The sequence below is a fragment of the Chengkuizengella sp. SCS-71B genome, from assembly GCF_040100845.1.
In the GTDB taxonomy this organism is placed as follows: Bacteria; Bacillota; Bacilli; order Paenibacillales; family KCTC-33759; genus Chengkuizengella.
In genome coordinates this window covers 2,898,251-2,918,512 of record NZ_JAZHSH010000001.1, presented here as the reverse complement: position 1 = coordinate 2,918,512, position 20,262 = coordinate 2,898,251, and the positions used below count along the sequence as shown (strand labels likewise).

16 protein-coding genes and 2 pseudogenes are annotated in these 20,262 nt (G+C 33.3%); 14 read left to right on the top strand and 4 right to left on the bottom strand.

Annotated elements, in window-relative coordinates:
- Window positions 1–70: 70 nt before the first annotated feature.
- The 4 genes and pseudogenes from VQL36_RS14245 to VQL36_RS14230 all read left to right on the top strand — a co-directional run bounded on the left by VQL36_RS14245 (window position 71) and on the right by VQL36_RS14230 (window position 6,208).
- A pseudogene (locus VQL36_RS14245) lies at window positions 71–940 on the top strand (IS3 family transposase).
- A gap of 696 nt (window positions 941–1,636) precedes the next feature.
- Window positions 1,637–1,921: pseudogene (locus VQL36_RS14240) on the top strand (sigma-70 family RNA polymerase sigma factor); the annotation flags it as partial.
- A gap of 407 nt (window positions 1,922–2,328) precedes the next feature.
- On the top strand, window positions 2,329–3,597 hold the full coding sequence (locus VQL36_RS14235; protein WP_349249962.1) for an MFS transporter: 1,269 nt from the start codon (window positions 2,329–2,331) through the stop codon (window positions 3,595–3,597).
- 112 nt (window positions 3,598–3,709) lie between these two features.
- Window positions 3,710–6,208: a U32 family peptidase gene (locus VQL36_RS14230; protein ID WP_349249961.1), complete on the top strand. Its 2,499-nt coding sequence runs from the start codon at window positions 3,710–3,712 to the stop codon at window positions 6,206–6,208.
- A gap of 180 nt (window positions 6,209–6,388) precedes the next feature.
- Here VQL36_RS14230 and VQL36_RS14225 read toward each other — a convergent pair whose 3' ends face one another.
- Complete coding sequence (locus VQL36_RS14225; RefSeq protein WP_349249960.1) at window positions 6,389–6,676, bottom strand: DUF3817 domain-containing protein; 288 nt, start codon at window positions 6,674–6,676, stop codon at window positions 6,389–6,391.
- 249 nt (window positions 6,677–6,925) lie between these two features.
- Here VQL36_RS14225 and VQL36_RS14220 point away from each other — a divergent pair, with 249 nt between their 5' ends.
- Window positions 6,926–7,921: a DUF4003 family protein gene (locus tag VQL36_RS14220; RefSeq protein WP_349249959.1), complete on the top strand. Its 996-nt coding sequence runs from the start codon at window positions 6,926–6,928 to the stop codon at window positions 7,919–7,921.
- 193 nt (window positions 7,922–8,114) lie between these two features.
- A complete protein-coding gene (locus VQL36_RS14215) occupies window positions 8,115–9,671 on the top strand; it encodes an alkaline phosphatase family protein (protein WP_349249958.1) in 1,557 nt (518 codons plus the stop codon).
- 24 nt (window positions 9,672–9,695) lie between these two features.
- On the opposite strand, the gene VQL36_RS14210 is transcribed toward VQL36_RS14215, so the two are convergent.
- The gene (locus VQL36_RS14210; RefSeq protein WP_349249957.1) at window positions 9,696–10,877 is read right to left on the bottom strand and encodes a PLP-dependent aminotransferase family protein; all 1,182 of its coding nucleotides are present in this window, start codon (window positions 10,875–10,877) and stop codon (window positions 9,696–9,698) included.
- A 131-nt stretch (window positions 10,878–11,008) separates the two neighbouring features.
- On the opposite strand from VQL36_RS14210, the gene VQL36_RS14205 reads away from it, so the two are divergent.
- The gene (locus tag VQL36_RS14205; RefSeq protein ID WP_349249956.1) at window positions 11,009–11,950 is read left to right on the top strand and encodes an L-lactate dehydrogenase; all 942 of its coding nucleotides are present in this window, start codon (window positions 11,009–11,011) and stop codon (window positions 11,948–11,950) included.
- Window positions 11,951–12,123: 173 nt separating this feature from the next.
- Here the strand turns inward: VQL36_RS14205 and VQL36_RS14200 are convergent, their stop codons facing one another.
- Together VQL36_RS14200 and VQL36_RS14195 are read right to left on the bottom strand one after the other, a co-directional pair.
- A complete protein-coding gene (locus tag VQL36_RS14200; protein ID WP_349249955.1) occupies window positions 12,124–12,318 on the bottom strand; it encodes a hypothetical protein in 195 nt (64 codons plus the stop codon).
- 94 nt (window positions 12,319–12,412) lie between these two features.
- The gene (locus VQL36_RS14195) at window positions 12,413–12,619 is read right to left on the bottom strand and encodes a DUF1657 domain-containing protein (protein WP_160646325.1); all 207 of its coding nucleotides are present in this window, start codon (window positions 12,617–12,619) and stop codon (window positions 12,413–12,415) included.
- A 188-nt stretch (window positions 12,620–12,807) separates the two neighbouring features.
- Between VQL36_RS14195 and VQL36_RS14190 the strand changes: the two genes are divergently transcribed.
- The 7 genes from VQL36_RS14190 to VQL36_RS14160 all read left to right on the top strand — a co-directional run bounded on the left by VQL36_RS14190 (window position 12,808) and on the right by VQL36_RS14160 (window position 20,216).
- The gene (locus VQL36_RS14190) at window positions 12,808–13,668 is read left to right on the top strand and encodes a DUF421 domain-containing protein (RefSeq protein ID WP_349249954.1); all 861 of its coding nucleotides are present in this window, start codon (window positions 12,808–12,810) and stop codon (window positions 13,666–13,668) included.
- A gap of 12 nt (window positions 13,669–13,680) precedes the next feature.
- Entirely contained in the window at window positions 13,681–14,157 is a 477-nt protein-coding gene (gene spoVAC / locus VQL36_RS14185; RefSeq protein ID WP_349249953.1) for a stage V sporulation protein AC, read from the top strand.
- 2 nt (window positions 14,158–14,159) lie between these two features.
- Entirely contained in the window at window positions 14,160–15,167 is a 1,008-nt protein-coding gene (spoVAD, locus tag VQL36_RS14180; RefSeq protein ID WP_349249952.1) for a stage V sporulation protein AD, read from the top strand.
- Between the two features lie 12 nt (window positions 15,168–15,179).
- On the top strand, window positions 15,180–15,530 hold the full coding sequence (gene spoVAE / locus VQL36_RS14175; RefSeq protein WP_162035445.1) for a stage V sporulation protein AE: 351 nt from the start codon (window positions 15,180–15,182) through the stop codon (window positions 15,528–15,530).
- A gap of 272 nt (window positions 15,531–15,802) precedes the next feature.
- Window positions 15,803–16,765, top strand: a complete 963-nt coding sequence (locus VQL36_RS14170; protein ID WP_349249951.1) for a MoxR family ATPase — start codon at window positions 15,803–15,805, stop codon at window positions 16,763–16,765.
- 5 nt (window positions 16,766–16,770) lie between these two features.
- Complete coding sequence (locus VQL36_RS14165) at window positions 16,771–18,018, top strand: DUF58 domain-containing protein (protein WP_349249950.1); 1,248 nt, start codon at window positions 16,771–16,773, stop codon at window positions 18,016–18,018.
- Between the two features lie 2 nt (window positions 18,019–18,020).
- The gene (locus VQL36_RS14160; RefSeq protein ID WP_349249949.1) at window positions 18,021–20,216 is read left to right on the top strand and encodes a transglutaminase domain-containing protein; all 2,196 of its coding nucleotides are present in this window, start codon (window positions 18,021–18,023) and stop codon (window positions 20,214–20,216) included.
- Window positions 20,217–20,262: the final 46 nt, after the last annotated feature.

Here is a 20,262-nt window from a genome sequence, read left to right as displayed (position 1 = left end):
AGTCTAGCTATAGGGTATTTTTTGTATAATTAATAATATAACGAGAGAATTAGTTTGGAGTGGAGAAATTATGAGTAAAAAAACTTTTATAAAGAAAGAGATAGAGCAACTGAGAAACAATAAATACGTTAAATCTGTTAGTTCAAAAGGAATCACTTATACAGATGAATTTAAGCATATTTTTATTGTAGAAAAAGAGAAAGGGAAATTTGCTAGAGAAATATTTGAACAATGCGGTTTTGATGTAGAAGTTTTGGGAACGGAAAGAGTTAGATCGGCAAGTAAAAGATGTCAGAAAGCTTACAAGAAGAACGGGACAATCGGTTTACGTGACACTAGGGCAGGGAACTCAGGGCGCCCATTGGAAAGAGAACTTACTCTAGAGGAGAAAAATGCTCGTTTAGAAGCACAAATTAACTTACTAAAAGCAGAAAACGAACTGTTAAAAAAGATTCGTTTTGTCGAAAGGGGGATGAGAAAATAGAGCTTTCCCCCAGCCAAAAGTATGTCCTTCGACGTTAAAGATGGTTCAACTAACGAAATACTAGCTTACCACCTGTCAGATCGCATGACCTTAGACATCGCAACAGATACGCTTCTCAAATTAAAGAATAATAGAAAAGTAAGATTGGTTCCGTCTGCCTTTATTCATTCTGATCAAGGTGTCCATTACACTAGTCCGAAGTTTCAAAAAATGGTTGAAAAATTTGGGTTAGACCAATCCATGTCCAGGAGGGGGAACTGTTGGGATAATGCCCCTCAAGAATCCTTCTTTGGTCACTTTAAGGATGAAGTATATATCAAGTCATGTGAAACACTCGAAGAACTCCAAAAAGAAATCAAAAGCTATATGACTTACTATAACAACTATAGATATCAATGGAATCTAAAAAAAATGACCCCTGTTCAATACAGAGATCATCTTCTTAAAACTGCATAGGCTTTTTTTATATGTCCTTTACAAAGGGTACACTTTAAGAGTTTGTGGGTTTTTTTATATTAAAATAGTTAAAGCCACCGACTATTAAGTCAGTGGTTAGCCCATAAACATACATTAGTTTATATGTAATTCCATTCTATTATATCAAACACCTAATATTTTATAATTACCAAAATGTATTAATATTTGCATTTTTATCTTTTTCTTTCAATGCTTTTACAACTTTTTGTTTTGTTTTTTCAGTAGGGGAGTAATTTCTATCCCCACATAATTTAGACATGGTATCTCTACTGATACCAGTTTTTTTTAAAATAGTTTGTTGAGCATTATCATCTAAATACTTACCTAACCTTGTTCTTCTCCTACCTAAACCCTTACCCCAAAACCATTTCCATCACTCCTTTTAATGATCATGATGGACAGGTAAATTGAAAAATATACTATTTTACTAAATAAATTTGTCAAACTCCTGACATAGTGGACAAACGCACATAGGCTTTAAACAAAGGAGTTTTTTAAATGAAAAATGAACTTAGAGTAACGATTGATTTAAAATTATATATCCATATAATTAATGAAGGTTATTTGAGGTTAATAAATATGATTAAGGGGTTTGTTGTAAATTAAGAGGGGACTGATTTTCTATTTGTTTGTTAAAGAAATAAAGGAGATTAAAACAGATAATATAATGGTGTTAATGAAATCACACTAATTGATATTTTAGGAACAGAATCAGATGAAGTAGTAGACAAAGTTCAATTAAAAATAGAAAAAAGTAAAATATATAGCAATCTTCATATTTTGGATGATCGAGAACGTGAAGTAATTAAGGGGAGATTTGGATTAATTCAAGGTGGAGAAGAACTTACACAAAGAGAAATTGCAAAAGATTTAGGCATTTCGAGATCCTATGTATCTAGAATTGAAAAGAGAGCTTTAATGAAGTTATTTCATGAATTTTATAGAGTGAAAAAGTTGTAAATGCCCCCCACTTGCTTGATAAGCTTGTGGGGTTTGGTTTGTATTAAACTCAAATAATAATATAGTCCAACTAAAGATTGTTATATTTTTCTTGACAATAAAAAAAGGAAGATGTTAAGATAGTTGAGACTTTAAATTAATGGAGGTTGCGTAAACGTGAGCTTATTCATTTATTTTAATCAAAATCAGACAAAATCATATTACGTGACCTCAGCGGATCATTAATTGTATATCTTATATTTGTACTTTGTTTTATTAAATCAAAATAATGATGCAGGTCACTTGAATTAATGTGAGCTGCATTTTTATTTTTTGATGAATTCATTAAATAGACGTATCGTAGCTGCGATGCGTCTATTTTTTTGTTTTTTTTTAAGTTTCAACTAAGAATTAATGAGGTGTTTATTATGAAGTGGAAAGACTGGGATCAAAATTTAAAGGTAAGATTATATGGGGAAGCTGTTATTGGTATTTTATTTTGGATGTTTTTTCCTTTTATGGCTATCTATTTTGCTGAGATATTTGGTAAGAGTACAGCCGGGATATTGTTAGTGGTTTCACAATGTATAGGTGTTATCGCGAATTTATTTGGAGGTTATTGTGCAGATAAATTCGGTAGAAAAAAGATGATGGTGTATTCATACTTAGGTACATCAGCTGCATTTTTGATGTTTCTATTTGCTAATTCACCATGGTATGAATCACCTGTACTGACTTTTATATCTTTTTCATTGTTAGGTGTTTTTGGGGCTTTTTATTGGCCTGCAAGTCACGCTATGGTTGCAGATGTTGTACCTGAAAAAGATCGTACAGCAGTATTTGCTGTGTTTTACATTATGATTAATATGTCAGTAGTTATAGGACCATTACTGGGTGGAATTTTCTTTTTTAATTATCGATTTGAATTATTGGTTGCTGCATTTATTATAAGTGTCATATTTACAATTGTATTGCAACGATTTATTCGAGAAACAGCACCGAACGTTGTAGAGGACAAAAACAAAGAAAGTAAAGATGATAAGTGGTATTCTTTCTTAATTGAGCAGGTGAAAAATTACAGTGTTATTATTACGGATAAAGCATTCTTTTTATTTATACTTGCAGGGATCTTACTCGCACAAACCTTTATGCAGATGGATTTGCTGTTAGCTGTATATATATCTGAATCTGTACCGAGTCAAACTTTATTTAATTTCAATAATTGGTCATTTGTTGCTTCAGGGGAAAAAGTGTTTAGTTGGATTATTGTTGAAAATGGTTTATTGGTTGTATTATTTACTCTTTATGCTACAAAAATTTCTGAACGCTTTGAGGCGCATAGAGTTTTTATTGCCAGTGCATTGACCTATGGAGTATCCATGATTATCTTTGGACACACCTTGCAAATTTGGGGTTTATTATTGGGAATGTTTATATTTACTGTAGCAGAGCTTATGGCTGTTGGTATTCAAGAATCTTTTGTAGCTAAATTAGCTCCAAAAGAAATGTTAGGGCAATATTATGCTGCTGCCAGTTTACGATTTACGATTGGAAGAACAATTGCTCCATTGGCAATTCCGTTAACGGTTTGGTTTGGGTTTCGATGGACATTTATTATCATTGCCTTATTGGCCTTTGTAGGAGCAGGATTATATTATGCAATGTCTGTGTTGATGAGGAAGCAGGAGTATATATAAGGGTTTTACACGGTATTTATTATAAGGAAGGAACAATCTTTGACCTATGAGACCTGAACATATACAATGATGTAAGATCATTTTGTGTGTGATAAATAAGTGGAGGATTATAATGAAACGTCAAATAGAAGATATAGAGTTGCTAGCACCTGCGGGTGATTGGGATTGTATGAAAGCAGCGGTAGCCAATGGAGCAGACGCTGTTTATTTTGGAGTAGATAAGTTTAATGCTCGTGTAAGAGCTAAGAACTTTACAATAGAAGATTTGCCAGAGGTCATGTCTTTTTTACACACTTATGGCGTAAAAGGGTTCGTTACGTTTAACATACTTGTGTTTGAAGATGAATTAGAAGCTGCAAAAAAACTAGTTGAAGCCTGCATGGATGCAGGAGTAGACGCTTTGATTGTGCAAGATTTGGGATTAGTTAAAATGATTCGTGAAATCTCACCTGACTTTCCGATTCATGGTTCTACTCAAATGACCATTACTTCTCCTGAAGCGGCTGAATTTACAAAACCTTATGAGATGGAAAGAATTGTGTTAGGAAGAGAAAATAATTTAAAACACATTCAACGAATTGGAGAAGAAGCGAAACTGCCGATGGAGGTTTTTGTTCACGGGGCTCTTTGTGTCTCCTACTCAGGTCAATGTTTAACCTCAGAAATGTGGGGAGGGCGTTCAGCGAACCGAGGTGAGTGCGCTCAAGCTTGTAGATTGCCTTATGACATGATGGTTGACGGTGAGCATCAGCCAATGGGAGATGTCACTTATCTTTTGTCTCCAAAGGATTTAGCAGCGATTGAAATTGTACCAGAACTGATTGAAGCAGGGGTGACTTCATTTAAAATAGAAGGTCGCCTTAAAAGTCCTGAATATGTAGCAAATGTTGTGAGTAAATACAGAAGAGCGATAGATAGGTATTTTGAATGTAAAAACTCAAAACCGAATAAATATGAAATGCGTGAATTGCAGCAAAGCTTTTCTCGCGGTTTTACTTATGGATTTTTAAAAGGGACAAATAATAAACAACTAGTTGATGGTACTTTCCCTAAAAGTAGGGGAGTTTTTCTAGGTGATGTACAACAAATAACAAAACGAGGTGTTATCTGTAACCTTGAAGCTCCAATAAAACGTGGGGATGGTATCGTTTATGATGCTGGTGATCCAACAAAAGATGAAGAGGGCGGACGAATTTATGATTTAAGAGTAGATGGAGTAAAGTTTGAGGGTGAAGCAAAAGAAGGTCAGTTGATCGAGATAATCTTAGGTCGTAATGATATCAATTTACAAAGAGTCCATGCAGGGGATCGTATTTGGAAAACAAATGATCCTAAGTTAGATAAAGCACTGCGTGAAACTTTTGAAACTGAAAAGCCTTATCACATATTTGCATTAGAAGTTACAGTAACTGGTAAAGAGGGTGAACCGCTGACTGCAAAGTTTACAGATATAAAAACTAAACATCAAGTTACAGTTCAGACGGAAAAAATATTAGAGAAAGCCATAAAAAGACCTCTAGAGGATGGAATTTTACAGGATCAATTGGGAAGAATGGGTGGCACGATTTTTTATTTAGAAAATGTGATCAATCAATTAGAAGGACACGTCATTGTGCCTATCAAAGAATTAAATAAAGTTCGTCGTGAAGCGGTTGAACAGTTAGTAAAAAAAAGACAAGAGCCAAATTCATATACAAAACGAGAAGTTGATGTATACGCTGATGCTGTCACACAACAACCTTCAGCAGTTGAACCTGCTCTTGTTGTACTATGTAGAAACCTAGAACAAGTACATGCTGTTTCCGAAACACATATTGAATGGATTTACGCAGATTTTGAATTTATAAAGCAATATCCAGCTGCGGTGGAAAGTGCCCGAAAAGCAGGAAAAAAAATTGCTCTAACTACACCTCGTATTCATATGCCAGGTGAAACAGGTTATTTCAATCATATTTTGAAGTTAAAACCAGATGCTGTACTTCTAAGAAATACAGGAGCTGTATATGAGTTTATAAAAAGAAAAGAAGAAAATCCGAATGAAGAATTTCCACAAATGTTCGGTGATTTTTCCTTAAACATGGCAAACCATAAAACAATTGATCTTTTCCTTAATTCAGGATTGGATCGCTGTACACCTTCATATGATTTAAACATCCAACAAATGATGGATTTATTAAACAAAGCGAATACATCTAAATTGGAAGTAGTGATACATCAGCATTTACCAATGTACCATACAGAGCATTGTGTTTATTGTACTTTCCTAAGTGAGGGAACAGATTATACGAATTGTGGAAGACCTTGTGAAGAGCATAGAGTTTCCTTGAGAGATCGAATTGGAATGTCACATCCAGTTCGTGTAGATGAGGGATGTCGGAATACTGTTTATAATGCAATTGAACAGTCTGGGGCAGAGTATTTAAAACATTTCATAAAATCAGGTGTATCACATTTTCGTATTGAATTTTTAGAAGAATCTCCGGAAAAGGTAAAAGAAGTGATAAGCTTGTACGAAAAAGCGGTTAAAGGTGAAATTAGTGGTACTCAAGTGTGGAGAACATTAAAAGCAACAAATCAACTAGGAGTCACAAGAGGTCAGCTTACAAAATAAATAGTAAAATATATTTCTCGGGAAATAGACTGCTTTAGTTTTGAGAAGGACTAGGGTGGTCTTTTTTTTATTTCAAAACATATAAATATGTACACAAAGGTAACTATTGGGCAATTGTACAAAATTCAAATAAAAAAAGGACGCATGAAAATCCGTCCTTTTTTGTCTATATTAATAAAACTAACTTTTTCGTAAAATACGTGCATCAAATAAAAACGGTCCAAATGGAACAATAGAAGCTATTCCTGCAAGTAAAGTTCTTTTCAATGGCCATTTATGTTCTGTTGCAACATAAAGAACAGTAAGTACATAAAGAATAAATAAACCTCCGTGAATAGCCCCAACAACTGAAACTGCTAATGGCATTTCAAAAATGTACTTAAGAGGCATTGCGATAAAGAGTAGGATAAGGAAAGATAATCCTTCTGCAAACCCAACATAACGAAAAAACTGAATTGATTTATTCAAATAATATCTGCTCCTTTTTCTAAATTAAAATCATTATATCAAAAATTGATAGAGTTAGAAGGAGTAAAATGAATATTTTTCATGACAAATGAGGGAGATATTACTAGATTGAAACTTTCTCCTTATATTTCCGTATACTTATAAAGAAACTCGCCAATTTGTGCACTTGTGCTCTAATTTAAAAAATAGATTATTTTTAAATAAATTATTAAATAGAAAAGTTGGAGTTTGATTATAGGGGGAACATGCATGGAGCAATCATTAAAAACAAAAGTGGATGAAATGTTAGATCTTTATTTTACAATTGAAAAAGACTTTAGGTGGGAAAACAATCTATCTCTTCACTTTGCTGCACTAACCTATACTCAGAAGCACATTAAATATGAAAAAAACAAGATTAAAAATACTAGTGATTACATAAAAAAACAAACTAGACTGTTTTCAAGCTTTAGAAGTAATATGTTTATGATTTCCATGTTGTTGTGCAGTGAATTTGACGATCCAGAATCACAATTTTTAAAATTGTTAACTTATGAAAAATGGTTTAAAGAAGCAGGCTTTAAAAATAGTGAGTATATGCCTATTACTTGTTATGCATTATTGTTAACTTGTGAAGAAAGCATGATGCAAGAAAGGATAAGGAAATCATTAGAGATATTTAAAGAAATGAAAAAGAATAATCCATGGATTACAAGTGGAGACGATTATCCACTATGTGTGATGTTAGCTAATTCTGAATCATCTGTTGAAACAAGTATGCAAAATATTGTTGAAATTTATAGAGCATTAAATGAGCATGGATTTAGAAAAGGAAATGGTCTGCAGTTGCTTTCTCACATCTTGTCATTTAGCGATGAGAATATTCAAATAAAATCAGAAAAATGTAAAAGTATATTTAATCAATTGAAGAAAAACAAATTGAAAATTGATTCACAGTATTATGCGGCACTTGGATTAATCACCTTATTAGATGATGATCAGCATGAAGTTGTTACTAATTTAATAGAAGTTGCTAACTACTTAAAAGGGCTTAAAAAATATAAGTGGTTAGGAAGAGGAATGAATGTACTTTTAGCTTCTGTTATCGTGAGTAAGCAATATATTGATAATAAAACTGAACAAAACAAGTTGATTGATACAACTTTAAGTGTATCAATTGAAGCATTAATCGCAGCACAGACTGCTGCTTCAGTATCTGCGATTGTCGCAACATCAGTAGCAGCCTCAACTATAAATTCACAATAAAAAAAGAACACAATAAATTAGGAAATTAAAATTTTAGGATCATTGACCAACCTTATGGCAAATGATATGAATGATCTAACTAATATTTGCACACAATAAAGTGATTAATAGTTCAAAAATATTTACACTTTAAAGGGCTGAACATATGATATATAAATGGATTTTAATAACCTTAACTTCAATTGTATTTATCATGTTGATTCTTATTTCGGGTTTGGATCAAAACCCTTCTGAATTAAATAAAAATGAATTTAATCTGAATACTTTTGACTATAGTTCCTTATCTACAAAACCTATAGTTTTGATTATCGCAGACTCAATAATGGATGAACCCTTACAAAATGCCATACAAAGTGGTGAAGCTCCAGCTTTAAAATATTTGATAGATAGAGGAAAGTACTTTCCTAAAGTAGTCAGTAGTTATCCAACGATGTCTGTTACAATAGATAGCTCAATATTAACAGGGGAATATGCGGATCAACATAAAGTACCAGGTTTAGTGTGGTATAGCGATGAAGAAAAGCGTGTCATTACATATGGAAGTGGAATGAAGGAAATATGGAAGCATGGTATATACCATATGATATTAGATAGCCTAAAGAATTTAAACGATAAACATTTAAACCCAAATGTGAAAACAATTTATGAGACCCTCTCAACGAATGAAATCGATTCAGCATCAATCAATGGTTTAATTTATAGAGGTAATAAAACTCAAACACTCTATCTACCAAATACCTTTTCACAATTTAGTGAATTACCAGACAAAATCAATGTGAAAGCTCCTGCTTTTTTTTCGTTTGGCAGCTTGGCACAAATGAATCCTAAAAATCAAAACCATCATGTTTGGCAAAGGTTTGGTTTAAATGACCAATATTCTACAAATGAACTATTATTCTTAATTGAAAATCAAATCCTACCCCCTTTTTCAATGGTTTATTTTCCAAACAATGATCAAGTTGTACATAAAAAAGGAGTAGATGAAACTGAAGGAATTAAAAAAGTAGATGAACAGCTGCAAAAGGTTTTAAATTCGTATCCAACCTGGAACGATGCTATAGAAAAAGTAAATTGGATCATATTAGGGGATAGTGGTCAATCCAAGATAGGCAAAGATAAAGAAAAAAATCTAATAAGACTAAAATCATTGTTAAACGAATACCAAATATATGAGCTAGGTTCAGAAGTTAAGGAACACGATCAAATATTGTTAAGTGTAAACGAACGGATGTCTTATATTTATGTATTAGATAATAATCTTTCTTTACAGAAAATAGCTGAGAAAATAAAAGAAGATAGTCGAGTTGATTTTGTAGCGTGGAAAGAAGAAAAATCAGTACATGTGCTCTCCCCGGATCATAATGGCAGTTTAAGCTATGAACCGAATAATGTAATTCAAGATTTGTATGAGCAATTCTGGTCAGTAAATGGAAATTTGGAAATACTAGATCTTGATTTTAAAGATAATCAATTGCAGTATAAAACTTACCCTGATGCGCTTGCCAGATTGTATGGAGCTTTATATTCACATCAAGGCAGGTTTTTAGTAGCAGATGCAAAAATTGAATATGAATTTACAGATGAATACTCACCTATACATTTAGGAGGAGCAGGTCATGGTTCATTACATGCAGATGATTCATTCGTTCCAATGATTATAACAGGAACTAACTCATCTCCTAAATATACAAGGATTATTGATGTTAAGGATTGGATTTTGCAATTGATGGATTTAGAAAAGTTCAATTAATAAAGGGATAGTTAAGGTTCTTGTTCAGCTTAATACATGTTGCAGTCGTTCAATACCTATTTGCATTTGTTCTAAAGGAGTATATGTGAAATTTAATCTTATCGTATTTTTCTCACCCTCTCCAGTATAAAACACGGTACCTGGCACAAAGGCAACTCCTTTTTGGACTGCTTTTTTTAATAATTCTGCTGAGTTTATTTTAGAATCTTGCAATGTCAACCAGAGGAACATCCCACCTTGAGGCTCAACCCATTTAGCTGGAATTTCATATTGTTTTAATAGTTGTGTCATTTGATCTTTTCTCTTTTTGTATTCATTACAAATAGTAATGATATGCTGATCAAGATCAAAGTATTTTAATAAAAAATATAAAGCTTGTTGATCAATCATGCTTGAATGAATATCTGCCGTTTGTTTTGCTTTTGTAATTTGTTGAATAATACTTTGCTCACCTATAACCCAACCTGTGCGTAGTGCAGGTGCGACAATTTTTGAAAAAGTACTTGTATAAAGTACTGGATTAAAATCATCATTTGTTGAATGTAAAGAATAGATAGAAGAATAGTCTGCTGCTTTATCAAACTGAATCTCTCCATATGGATCATCTTCAATTAAAATGGTTTCAAACTGTTTACAAATTTGTAGTATTCCTTGTTTTCTTTCACTACTCCATACACGTCCAGTTGGGTTTGCAAAGGTGGGGGTTACATAAATGAACTTAGGCTGATAATGTTTTATTTTTTCATTTAAATCATCTAGATCCATCCCGTCATCATCACTATTAACTCCGACAACATTTGCCCCATAACCTTGAAAAACTTGTAATGCAGCTAAATAAGTTGGATTTTCAATCAGTATAGTATCCCCACGATTTATGAAAACTTTGGTGATGAGATCAATGGCTTGTTGAGAACCTGTTGTGATTTGAATTTGATCCAAGTTCGCTTGAATACCTTTTAATAACATCCTTTTGCTAATTTCTTCCCTTAATAGGGTATGACCTTCTGTAATCCCATATTGAAGTGATTGCTTACCTTGTTCAAACACATTAATAAAAGCTTCTTGAATAGCTTTATCAGGGAAAAAATCCTCTGCTGGTAATCCCCCTGCGAATGAAATGATATCATTGCCTTGAGTTAATTTTAAAATTTCACGAGTAGGTAATGTTTTTAATTGTTGTATTGACTCTGAAAAAAGAAGTTTCACTCACATCTCCCCCCTTCAAGGAATATTATATTAATTTTTGCACACACTAACAGAATTTGGCAAGGGAAATTTACATAAGAAATAAATCATTTATACAAAAAGTACCATCTAGAGAGGATGTTATAAAAAATATGGATCAAACAGATAAAAAAACACGTGTTGTTGTCATAGGAGTTGGAGCAGTTGGTTCTACAACAGCGTATACATTATTACTTCGTGAGCGTATGACGGAACTTGTGTTGATTGATCATAATAAACAAAAAGCTGTAGGTGATGCCTTGGATATGAATCATGGGATACCTTTTACTGGAAAGACAAAGGTGTGGGCTGGAGACTATGAGGATTGTGCAGAAGCGGATATTGTGATTATCGCTGCTGGCGCTGCTCAAAAGCAAGGAGAATCCAGACTTGATTTATTAAAAAAGAATGTAATGATATTTGATAGCATTATTGAAAATGTAATAAAGTATAATCACCATGGAATTTTATTAATTGCTTCAAATCCTGTGGATATTATGTCTTATTTCTCTTGGAAAAAGTCTGGTTTTCCTAAAAATCGAATAATTGGGTCTGGAACACTTTTGGATAGTTCAAGATTTAAATATTTAATTGGTGAAAAAATGAATGTTGATCCGCGAAGTATACATGCAAAAATTATTGGTGAACATGGTGATTCAGAGGTGCCAGTTTGGAGTCTAGCCAATTTTGCTGGTATGCCATTAACTCTTTCTGATGAAGATAAGAAGCAGATTTTTGAAAATACTAGGGATGCAGCATATCAAATCATTCAGGCAAAAGGTTCTACTTATTATGCTATAGCATTAGCCTTGGATCGGATTTGTACAGCAATTTTGCGGGACGAAAGTGCAGTTCTGAATGTGTCTACATATATTGAAGATTATCAAGGGGTTTCAGATGTATATATTGGTGTTCCTTGTATTGTAGATCAATCAGGCATAAGAGAAGTTGTTCCTATAACACTAACGGAAGAAGAGCAACAAAACTTCAAATTTTCAGCACAAAAAATGAAGGAACAAATTGAAAAAATCAACGCCGAGTTAGAGAAAAAATAAACATTTAAGGGAACAATTTCAAGGGGATTATAAAATGAAGAAAATGAATTTCCATTTGAAGTGAAAAATGTGATCGTAGATCCCCAAAAAGGTCCATTGACAGAAAATTCACCGATTTTTTACAAAAAAACACCTACTAAAGGTGTTTTTTTGTTGCCTTATATTCATGGTTCTTAACTCATATTACCAGAACCATAATCAGTTCCTTTGATGTACGATGAATTTCGGAAATTTTCTTCACTATTATCTTGTTTGCCAGTTTTTATATGTGGTTGATTGGCTTTTTTTCTGTCTTCTTTTAAAGACATAACAATAGCTGTAATGAAGAAAGAAAAAAGTACTATAAAAGTTAGTATCCAAAGTAACATTTGAATCACTCCAAATCGTTTAATCAGAACTTTTTTCTATTTAATACCATTTTATAATTGATGCAACATATGTGCAATACTAAATTTCAAGATATTATAGTCCTTTATACTGTGGTTCTTCATTTTCTAACTGCTGAACTCGTGTTCCTATTTGGTCCACTACTTGTTGAGTAGTTTGGGCACAATTTTCAAATAAAGTTTTTGCGGCTTGATTTTGAGTACTTAATGCAAATTGTTCAAGGCTTGCTTGTGCACTTTTCAATGAAGCTAAACATGTTTTTACATCAGATGCTACAGTCATATTTATACACCTCGTATTTTTAATTTTGTGTAGGAAAAAGTCATCTGTTTTCGTATTGACATTTTACAATTTCATACTTATTGTATTTTACCCTATTCATGATTTTCTAATTGGAAAAATATTGTGATTCATAACATAAGGAAACATTGCAGATAATGAATATTAATTAAGGGAAGGAGTGAATCATTTTGCTACCTGAATGGATTCAAATTGTTTGGAAGTCTTTAGCGGCGATTATCGTAATGTTTTTGTTAACTCGTTTATTGCTTGGCAACAGACAAATTTCAGAATTGAATTATTTTCAATATATTGTCGGTATTACCATTGGGAGCTTGGCTGGATTTAGTTCCATAGATTTCTTGAATTGGGGTACTGGATTAATAGCATTAACTGTTTGGGCTTTAGTTGCATTCTTTATTGAGAAATTGTTATTAAAAAGTAAAAAAATTCGGGATTTGATGGAAGGAAAAGGAACTACATTAATTAAGGATGGTAAAATATTGGAAGATAATATGCACAAGGTCAAATATAATACGGATGATTTGTTGTCTCAATTGAGAAAGAAAAACGCTTTTAATGTAGCAGATGTAGAATTTGCAGTATTGGAAACTTCCGGAGATCTTTCTGTTTTATTAAAGAAAGAAAATCAACCTATTACACCTCAACATCTTGGGTTGAAATTACCGAATGAACAAGAATCTCAAACAGTTATCATGGATGGAAATGTGATCAATGAGCCATTGGCATCCATCGGATTAAATCGTGAATGGTTACATACGGAATTAGAAAAACTAGGAGTTACTATAGAAAATGTATTTTTAGCTCAAGTAGATAATTATGGTGAACTCTATGTTGATTTATATAATGACCAGCTTCAAGTTGCACAACCTCAACAAAAGGCTATTTTATTGTCAACATTGAAAAAATGTGCAGCAGATATTGAACTATTCAGTTTATCTACAGAAAATGAAGATGCAAAAAAAATGTATGAAACTAATTTAATGAAGTTAAACAAATTGATATCTAGATTAACACCACTTTTAAAATAAGGAGATGTTTTTATGGCGAATAAAAAGAAAAAAACGTTAACTCCTGTACAGCAGCAATATCAATCATTTGCAAAGGAGAGGGAACCTCAAAGACCTGTAATTAAAAATTCGATACGTGCATTTTTTGCTGGAGGTACCATTTGTTTGATCGGACAAGGTATTCAAGACGCAATGGTACATTGGTTACATTTTGAAGAAGACAAAGCGGGTGACCCAACGGTTGCAATATTAATACTCATTTCCATCATTTTAACCAGCTTAGGTGTATATGATAAATTTGCACAATGGGCAGGAGCAGGATCAGCCGTACCTGTTACAGGATTTGCGAATTCCATGTGCTCTGCAGCTTTAGAACACCGTAGTGAAGGTTATGTGCTTGGCGTCGGTGGTAATATGTTTAAACTTGCTGGTTCTGTTATTGTATTTGGTGTTGTTGCAGCCTTTATTATTGGGATTATTCACATCTTTATAGGAACCGGAGGAGCTTAATTATGTTGCAAGGGCATCAAAGCTGGAAGTTTGAAAATAAACCTGTTATTATCTCAACAGCCACAATAGTAGGACCTGAAGAAGGAAAGGGACCTCTTGTGAATGATTTTGATATTATTCATGAGGATAACTGGATAGGTCAAGATAGCTGGGAACAAGCAGAGCAAAAATTCATGGAAGAGACTGTGAAGTTGGCAATTAAAAAAGCAAACCTTACTTCAGATGGGATCGACTTCTATTTAGGAGGGGATCTTATGAATCAAATCATTAGTAACAGCTTTACAGCTAGAACTTTAGCTGTACCTTATTTGGGAGTATTTGGTGCATGTTCAACTTCAATGGTAAGTTTATCGTTATCTTCTTTACTGGTTAATTCTGGAGCTGCAAATCATGTGGCCTGTGGTGCTTGCAGCCATAACAGTTCTGTGGAAAAACAGTTTAGATATCCTACAGAATACGGTTCACAAAAACCTCCAACAGCACAATATACAGTTACTGGTGCCGGAGCTTCTATCATTGCTAAAGAAGGGAATGGACCTAGAGTTACTGGCGCCACGATTGGAAAAGTGGTGGATATGGGGATTACAGACCCCTTTAATATGGGAGTAGCTATGGCACCAGCGGCAGTGGATACGATTGAGGCTCACTTAAGAGATTTTCAAATTACACCTGATCATTATGATTTAATTGTGACAGGAGACTTAGCAAAAGTTGGTCATCAAATTGCTACAGATTTGTTTCACAAGCATAAAATTCCGATAGATCAAACGGAATTTAAAGATTGTGGACTAATGATTTACGAACTTGATTCTTATTTAATTATTGCAGGTGGAAGTGGATGTGGATGTTCTGCAGTAGTTACATATGGTCATTTAATGAAAAAATTACGTAATGGAGAACTGAATCGAATACTCGTTGTTGCAACAGGGGCATTACACTCCCCTATATCATATCAGCAAGGTGAGAGTATTCCTTGCATTGCACATGCAGTAAGCATAGAAAGTGAATGAGGTGATGAATTGATACAATATTTTTGGGCATTTGTAGTTGGAGGCGGAGTCTGTGTAATCGGACAATTTTTATTGGATGTAGGAAGAATGACCCCAGCTCACACGATGAGTACACTTGTTGTAGCAGGTGCAGTACTTGATGGTATTGGCTGGTATGAACCTTTTGAGGATTTTGCAGGAGCAGGTGCTACTGTACCGATTACAAGCTTTGGGAATGCACTTGTACACGGGGCATTAGCTGAGTTAGAAAGAGATGGTTATATAGGTGTCATAACAGGGATTTTTGAGGTAACAAGTGCTGGTGTCTCGGCGGCTATTATATTCTCATTTCTTGCTGCATTGGTGTTTAAACCAAAAGGATAACTTCATAATTGGATAATACAGAACCTGCTTCCTGGTTTGAACTTTACAAAAAAAGGGAAGCGGGTTATTTTCGTGAAGAGGACATTTTTTCCTAACCGTAAAAGCAACATAATGATTTGTTCAAAGTATTATGTAAAGCTTTTCTTCCAAAAAACCAGCTAGAATCGATAATTTTAATGGATATATACAAATTAATTCTGAAAAATACACTGTACAAAAACACGGAATATTCATGTAAAATAGAAGAATATAGACAAGAGGAGGAAATTGGAATGGAAGCGTTTACGAAAGAAGAATTTGCTGTTGCTAAATTGTTGAAAGGAAATTTGGAAACTTGTATTTTGGGTAAATCAGAAGAAATTGAACTTTTACTCACTGTGTTATTAGCTGAAGGACATGTATTGCTTGAGGATGTCCCAGGTACAGGTAAAACCGTATTAATTAAATCATTAGCAAAGTCAATTGATGGCCAGTTCCATCGCATTCAGTGTAACCCAGATTTATTGCCAACAGATATTACAGGCGTTTCCATTTATCACCCAAAAGATGATTCATTTGTTTTTCGTCCTGGTCCTGTTTTAACAAATATTTTGCTCATTGATGAAATCAATAGAGCAACTACTAAAACACAAGCCGCATTACTAGAAGCAATGGAGGAAAAGAGTGTGACTGTAGATGGTGTCAGCCACGAATTACCGAAGCCGTTTATGATGCTAGCTACACAAAATCCAATAGATTTTGCAGGTACATATCTGCTTCCTGAAGCACAGTTAGATCGTTTTATGATGAAGTTTAGCCTGGGATATCCAGATGAAGCAACTGAGTTGAACATGGTAAATGCATATAGTCGAAACAATCCATTGTTAGATTTAAAGCCAGTCACTGACATGGAAACGATTTTAAACATACAAGAGAAGGTAAAACATGTTCATATTGATCAAGCTGTGTCTCAATATGCCATTGCAATTGCAAGAAATACACGTCAACACAAATCAATCTTATTAGGGGCAAGTCCTAGAGCTACACTAGCTTTAATTCATGCAGCAAAAGCGTTGGCTTTTCTAAAAGAAAGAGATTATGTAATACCAGATGATATAAAACAATTAACACCATACGTATTAAACCATAGAATGATACTGCAATCTGATGAACGTATGGAAGGAAATACGGTTGAAACCGTACTGGAAACTATTATGGAACAAGTTACCGTACCCGTTAAATTACGAATGGAGTAATCATTATGGCAAATTATTCGTCTAAGTATGCAGCGATATCTCCTAATCAAAAGTTAAGATATTGGATCATTTATACGATCATGTTTTGTAGTTTATTATTTGTAATATTTCAAGGCGGTAAATTAGCCTATATGATTTTTATTATTGTTGTTATTTTAGGAGCATATATTCTTTCGGGAAAATGGAGCGGAATCAAATATGTGAAGGGTAATAGAAATTTAATGAACCAAAAAGGAGTAAATATACCTGGAGGCAGTTCAATTCATGTTCAATTAAATTTTGATTTTCCAGGTTTTTGGCCCATTCCCTATGTCATAATTAGAGATCAATTAGTTAGAAAAAATGGAGAAAGCTCTGTTTATGAATCTACAATTATTCCAGATTGGAAAAGAAAAGGAGAATTACAATATGTTATTCCTTCTTTAAAAAGAGGTTTTTATCATTTTTCTAACACGACATGTTCTACAGAGGATATTTTTGGAATTATAGAACATCAAGGACAAATAAAAATGAGCCTTTCCTTTAAAGTGCTTCCCAAAATTATTGAACTGCCTCGTTGGCAATTCATAGATGATGTTTTGAAAGGCACTCAAAATTCCTCCATGATTACTTTATCATCTAGAGGTACTTCTCAAATTAATGGAGTGAGAGATTATGTATATGGGGATCGAATTTCAAGAATACATTGGAATGCCACTGCTAGAACAGGTGCATTAAAATCCAAAGACTTTGAGCGAGAATCACTTCCACGAATGATGATTATACTAGACTGTGATCAAGGGGTTTATGATGATTCGAAACATTTTGAAACGGCAGTATCCGTTGCGGCTTCGTTCTTGAAATATGGCATTAAACATCAACAAATGGCTCAAGGGTATATTTCTTTTGGAAGCAACCCTGCCTACTTTGAACCAGCACAAGGACAAGCCCACTTCGAAAATATACTAAACCATTTAATAGAAGTAGAGCCAGAAGGGAATTACAGTTTACTAGAAATGATGAAAAAACATAAACGTTTCTTCTCTGAAGGCACCTTGTGTCTTCTTATTAGCCCTAGAAAGAATAATGACATCATTCAAACATTAAATTGGATAAAACATTCAGATATGAACAGTTGTTATGTCTGTGTTACTGATCCATTTTATTCTGAGTCAAGCATCCCTTGGTTTAAAACGATTCAATCTAAAGGGTTTTATAGTTTAGAAATAAAACATTTAGAGGATCTTCCAAGCAAAATAGGGGGTGAGACATAATTATGAAATTCTTAAAACATCCTCAACTTTTTAAAAAATTAAATTTAATATTATGGGGCGTTTTTCTTTTTCAATATCTTGAGTGGTTTTCGGTCTATTGGTGGGATGAAACAAACACTATCGTAACTTACTCATTTCTGATAGTCATTGTTACAGAAGTATTGATGAACAAGAGATTATATAAGCGCATAATGCAAGTTGTTGGAGTCTTATCTATTCATTTTATCGTACTTGGTATTCAAACTACAGAACATACAGATGGAATATTGTCATCTTTCTTTCAATTTTTGTTTATAAACGTCCTCAAACTTCATCCATATATTTGGTTTAGTCTTACTGTAGCTGTAATCTATTTTATTTTAATTTTATGGGCAAATAATCTCAAAAGAATTGGTATGTTGATCATGATTACGATCATTGTATTTTGTTCAGTAGATTCATTTACAATTCATACTATGTGGGATCAAGTAGCATTCATCATTTTTAGTGGACTATTACTATTAATTATTAATCATTATCATCATTTTAAATCAAAACACCCAAAAAGCTGGTCTGAAATTATGGATTATCCTGAATCATTTGTGACTCCAATTTTTATCTTTGTTTCGGTAACTATTATTTTAGGTACTTTGGCACCTAATTTTGGTCCCATACTAACGGATCCCTATACTGCTTGGAAAAATGCAACACAAGCTACTGCTAGAGGTGAGGGTGATGGACCTACTTTAGAATCTGGTATTGATTCAATTTCTGGATATGCTCGCCATAATGAAAGGTTAGGTTACGGATTTGATTTTGATTATTCGTCTGTCATGGAAGTTGAAAGCAGTCAGAGAAGTTATTGGAGAGGTGAAACAAGATCTCATTATAATGGTATGGGTTGGGAACTCAATGAATTAGAAAGTGAGGTTAATAGTCTTGTATCCACTTCAGACATTAACTTATCTGAGGAATTTAATACTTCAAAATTAAAAACAAAAGAAGTAGAACAAAGGTTTAGAATGCTAAACAATGAAATTTATCCTGTTTTGTTTGGCGCAGGATCTATTAATAAACTCTTGTCCGTTAACGACGAGCAAATTGAAAACATTTCTGATGGAGTTTTGTGGAATTCTTATCAACAATCTTTATATTGGTTTAGAATTGAATATCCGAAAAGTTATACGGTTGTTTCTGATGTCCCTGTGATTGAACCGAATAAATTAAAAGAAGCTGCTACATTGATTAGATCAGAAGTTGTAATGAATGAATATATTCAATTACCGGATACTTTACCAGAAAGGGTTAAAGATTTAGCGTTACAAATTACCGTTGATGAAAATAATGATTATGATAAAGTAAAAAAAATTGAGACTTATCTCTCTGAAAGATATCCCTACAACAACAAGCCAGATTTGACAAAAGGACAAAGTGAGGATTTTGTTGATCGTTTTCTTTTTGAAATCCAAGAGGGTTATTGTGATTATTATTCAACTGCAATGGTTGTCATGACACGATCACTGGGTATACCTGCACGTTGGGTAAAAGGATATACACCAGGTGAAGATGATTCAGAGGAAGTTGATTCCTTTATTATGAATCAGCTTAGACAACAAAATTTAGACGACTTTAAATTAACCTATACTGTTCTTAATTCCAATGCGCATTCTTGGGTTGAAGTATATTTTGATGGATATGGTTGGATACCTTTTGAACCAACAGCAGGTTTTAGAATGCCAGAGGTTTTCTTATCAGATGAGAACTTAGTAACAAATTCTAATATAGACACTAAACCAGAAAATAATCAAGTTTCAGAAGAGGGATTTAAGGTAAATGAATTTGGGTTGTATGCTATAGGTTTATCCGTGTTTTTCATCATTCTTCTCTTTCTAATAGTGGTCAAATTCAATGTGGTTAGGCTGTTCTTTAAAAAACTGATGAATAGGACATTTAGAAGAAAAACAAATGATAAAGTAATTATTGAGTTTGAGAGGTTTTTGAAGTTTGCCTATAAAAAAGGCTTTGGTAAGAAAAAACATGAAACCATTAGGGAATTGATTAATAGATGGAAATCAAATTATTATTGGTTAGAAAAAGATTTTAATGAACTAATACTTATTTTTGAGCGTGCAAAATATAGTTCTATCATTATAGATTCAGATGAAGCGGATAGAGCTTCAAAGATTATACGCCGATTAAAAAAAGGTTTTTTTAAATAATAGTTGAAGGGCGCTTATTTAAGCGCTCTTCAGCTTTTTTTGCAAC

What these genes read in the sequence shown, in the direction of transcription:
- VQL36_RS14200 (WP_349249955.1), bottom strand. Translation starts at nt 12,318, where the DNA reads ATGTTACTTTGGATACTAACTTTTATAGTACTTTTTTCTTTCTTCATT.
- spoVAC (WP_349249953.1), top strand. Translation starts at nt 13,681, where the DNA reads ATGGCGAATAAAAAGAAAAAAACGTTAACTCCTGTACAGCAGCAATAT.
- VQL36_RS14220 (WP_349249959.1), top strand. Translation starts at nt 6,926, where the DNA reads ATGGAGCAATCATTAAAAACAAAAGTGGATGAAATGTTAGATCTTTAT.
- VQL36_RS14165 (WP_349249950.1), top strand. Translation starts at nt 16,771, where the DNA reads ATGGCAAATTATTCGTCTAAGTATGCAGCGATATCTCCTAATCAAAAG.
- VQL36_RS14235 (WP_349249962.1), top strand. Translation starts at nt 2,329, where the DNA reads ATGAAGTGGAAAGACTGGGATCAAAATTTAAAGGTAAGATTATATGGG.
- spoVAD (WP_349249952.1), top strand. Translation starts at nt 14,160, where the DNA reads ATGTTGCAAGGGCATCAAAGCTGGAAGTTTGAAAATAAACCTGTTATT.
- VQL36_RS14215 (WP_349249958.1), top strand. Translation starts at nt 8,115, where the DNA reads ATGTTGATTCTTATTTCGGGTTTGGATCAAAACCCTTCTGAATTAAAT.
- VQL36_RS14205 (WP_349249956.1), top strand. Translation starts at nt 11,009, where the DNA reads ATGGATCAAACAGATAAAAAAACACGTGTTGTTGTCATAGGAGTTGGA.
- VQL36_RS14195 (WP_160646325.1), bottom strand. Translation starts at nt 12,619, where the DNA reads ATGACTGTAGCATCTGATGTAAAAACATGTTTAGCTTCATTGAAAAGT.
- VQL36_RS14230 (WP_349249961.1), top strand. Translation starts at nt 3,710, where the DNA reads ATGAAACGTCAAATAGAAGATATAGAGTTGCTAGCACCTGCGGGTGAT.
- VQL36_RS14170 (WP_349249951.1), top strand. Translation starts at nt 15,803, where the DNA reads ATGGAAGCGTTTACGAAAGAAGAATTTGCTGTTGCTAAATTGTTGAAA.
- VQL36_RS14160 (WP_349249949.1), top strand. Translation starts at nt 18,021, where the DNA reads ATGAAATTCTTAAAACATCCTCAACTTTTTAAAAAATTAAATTTAATA.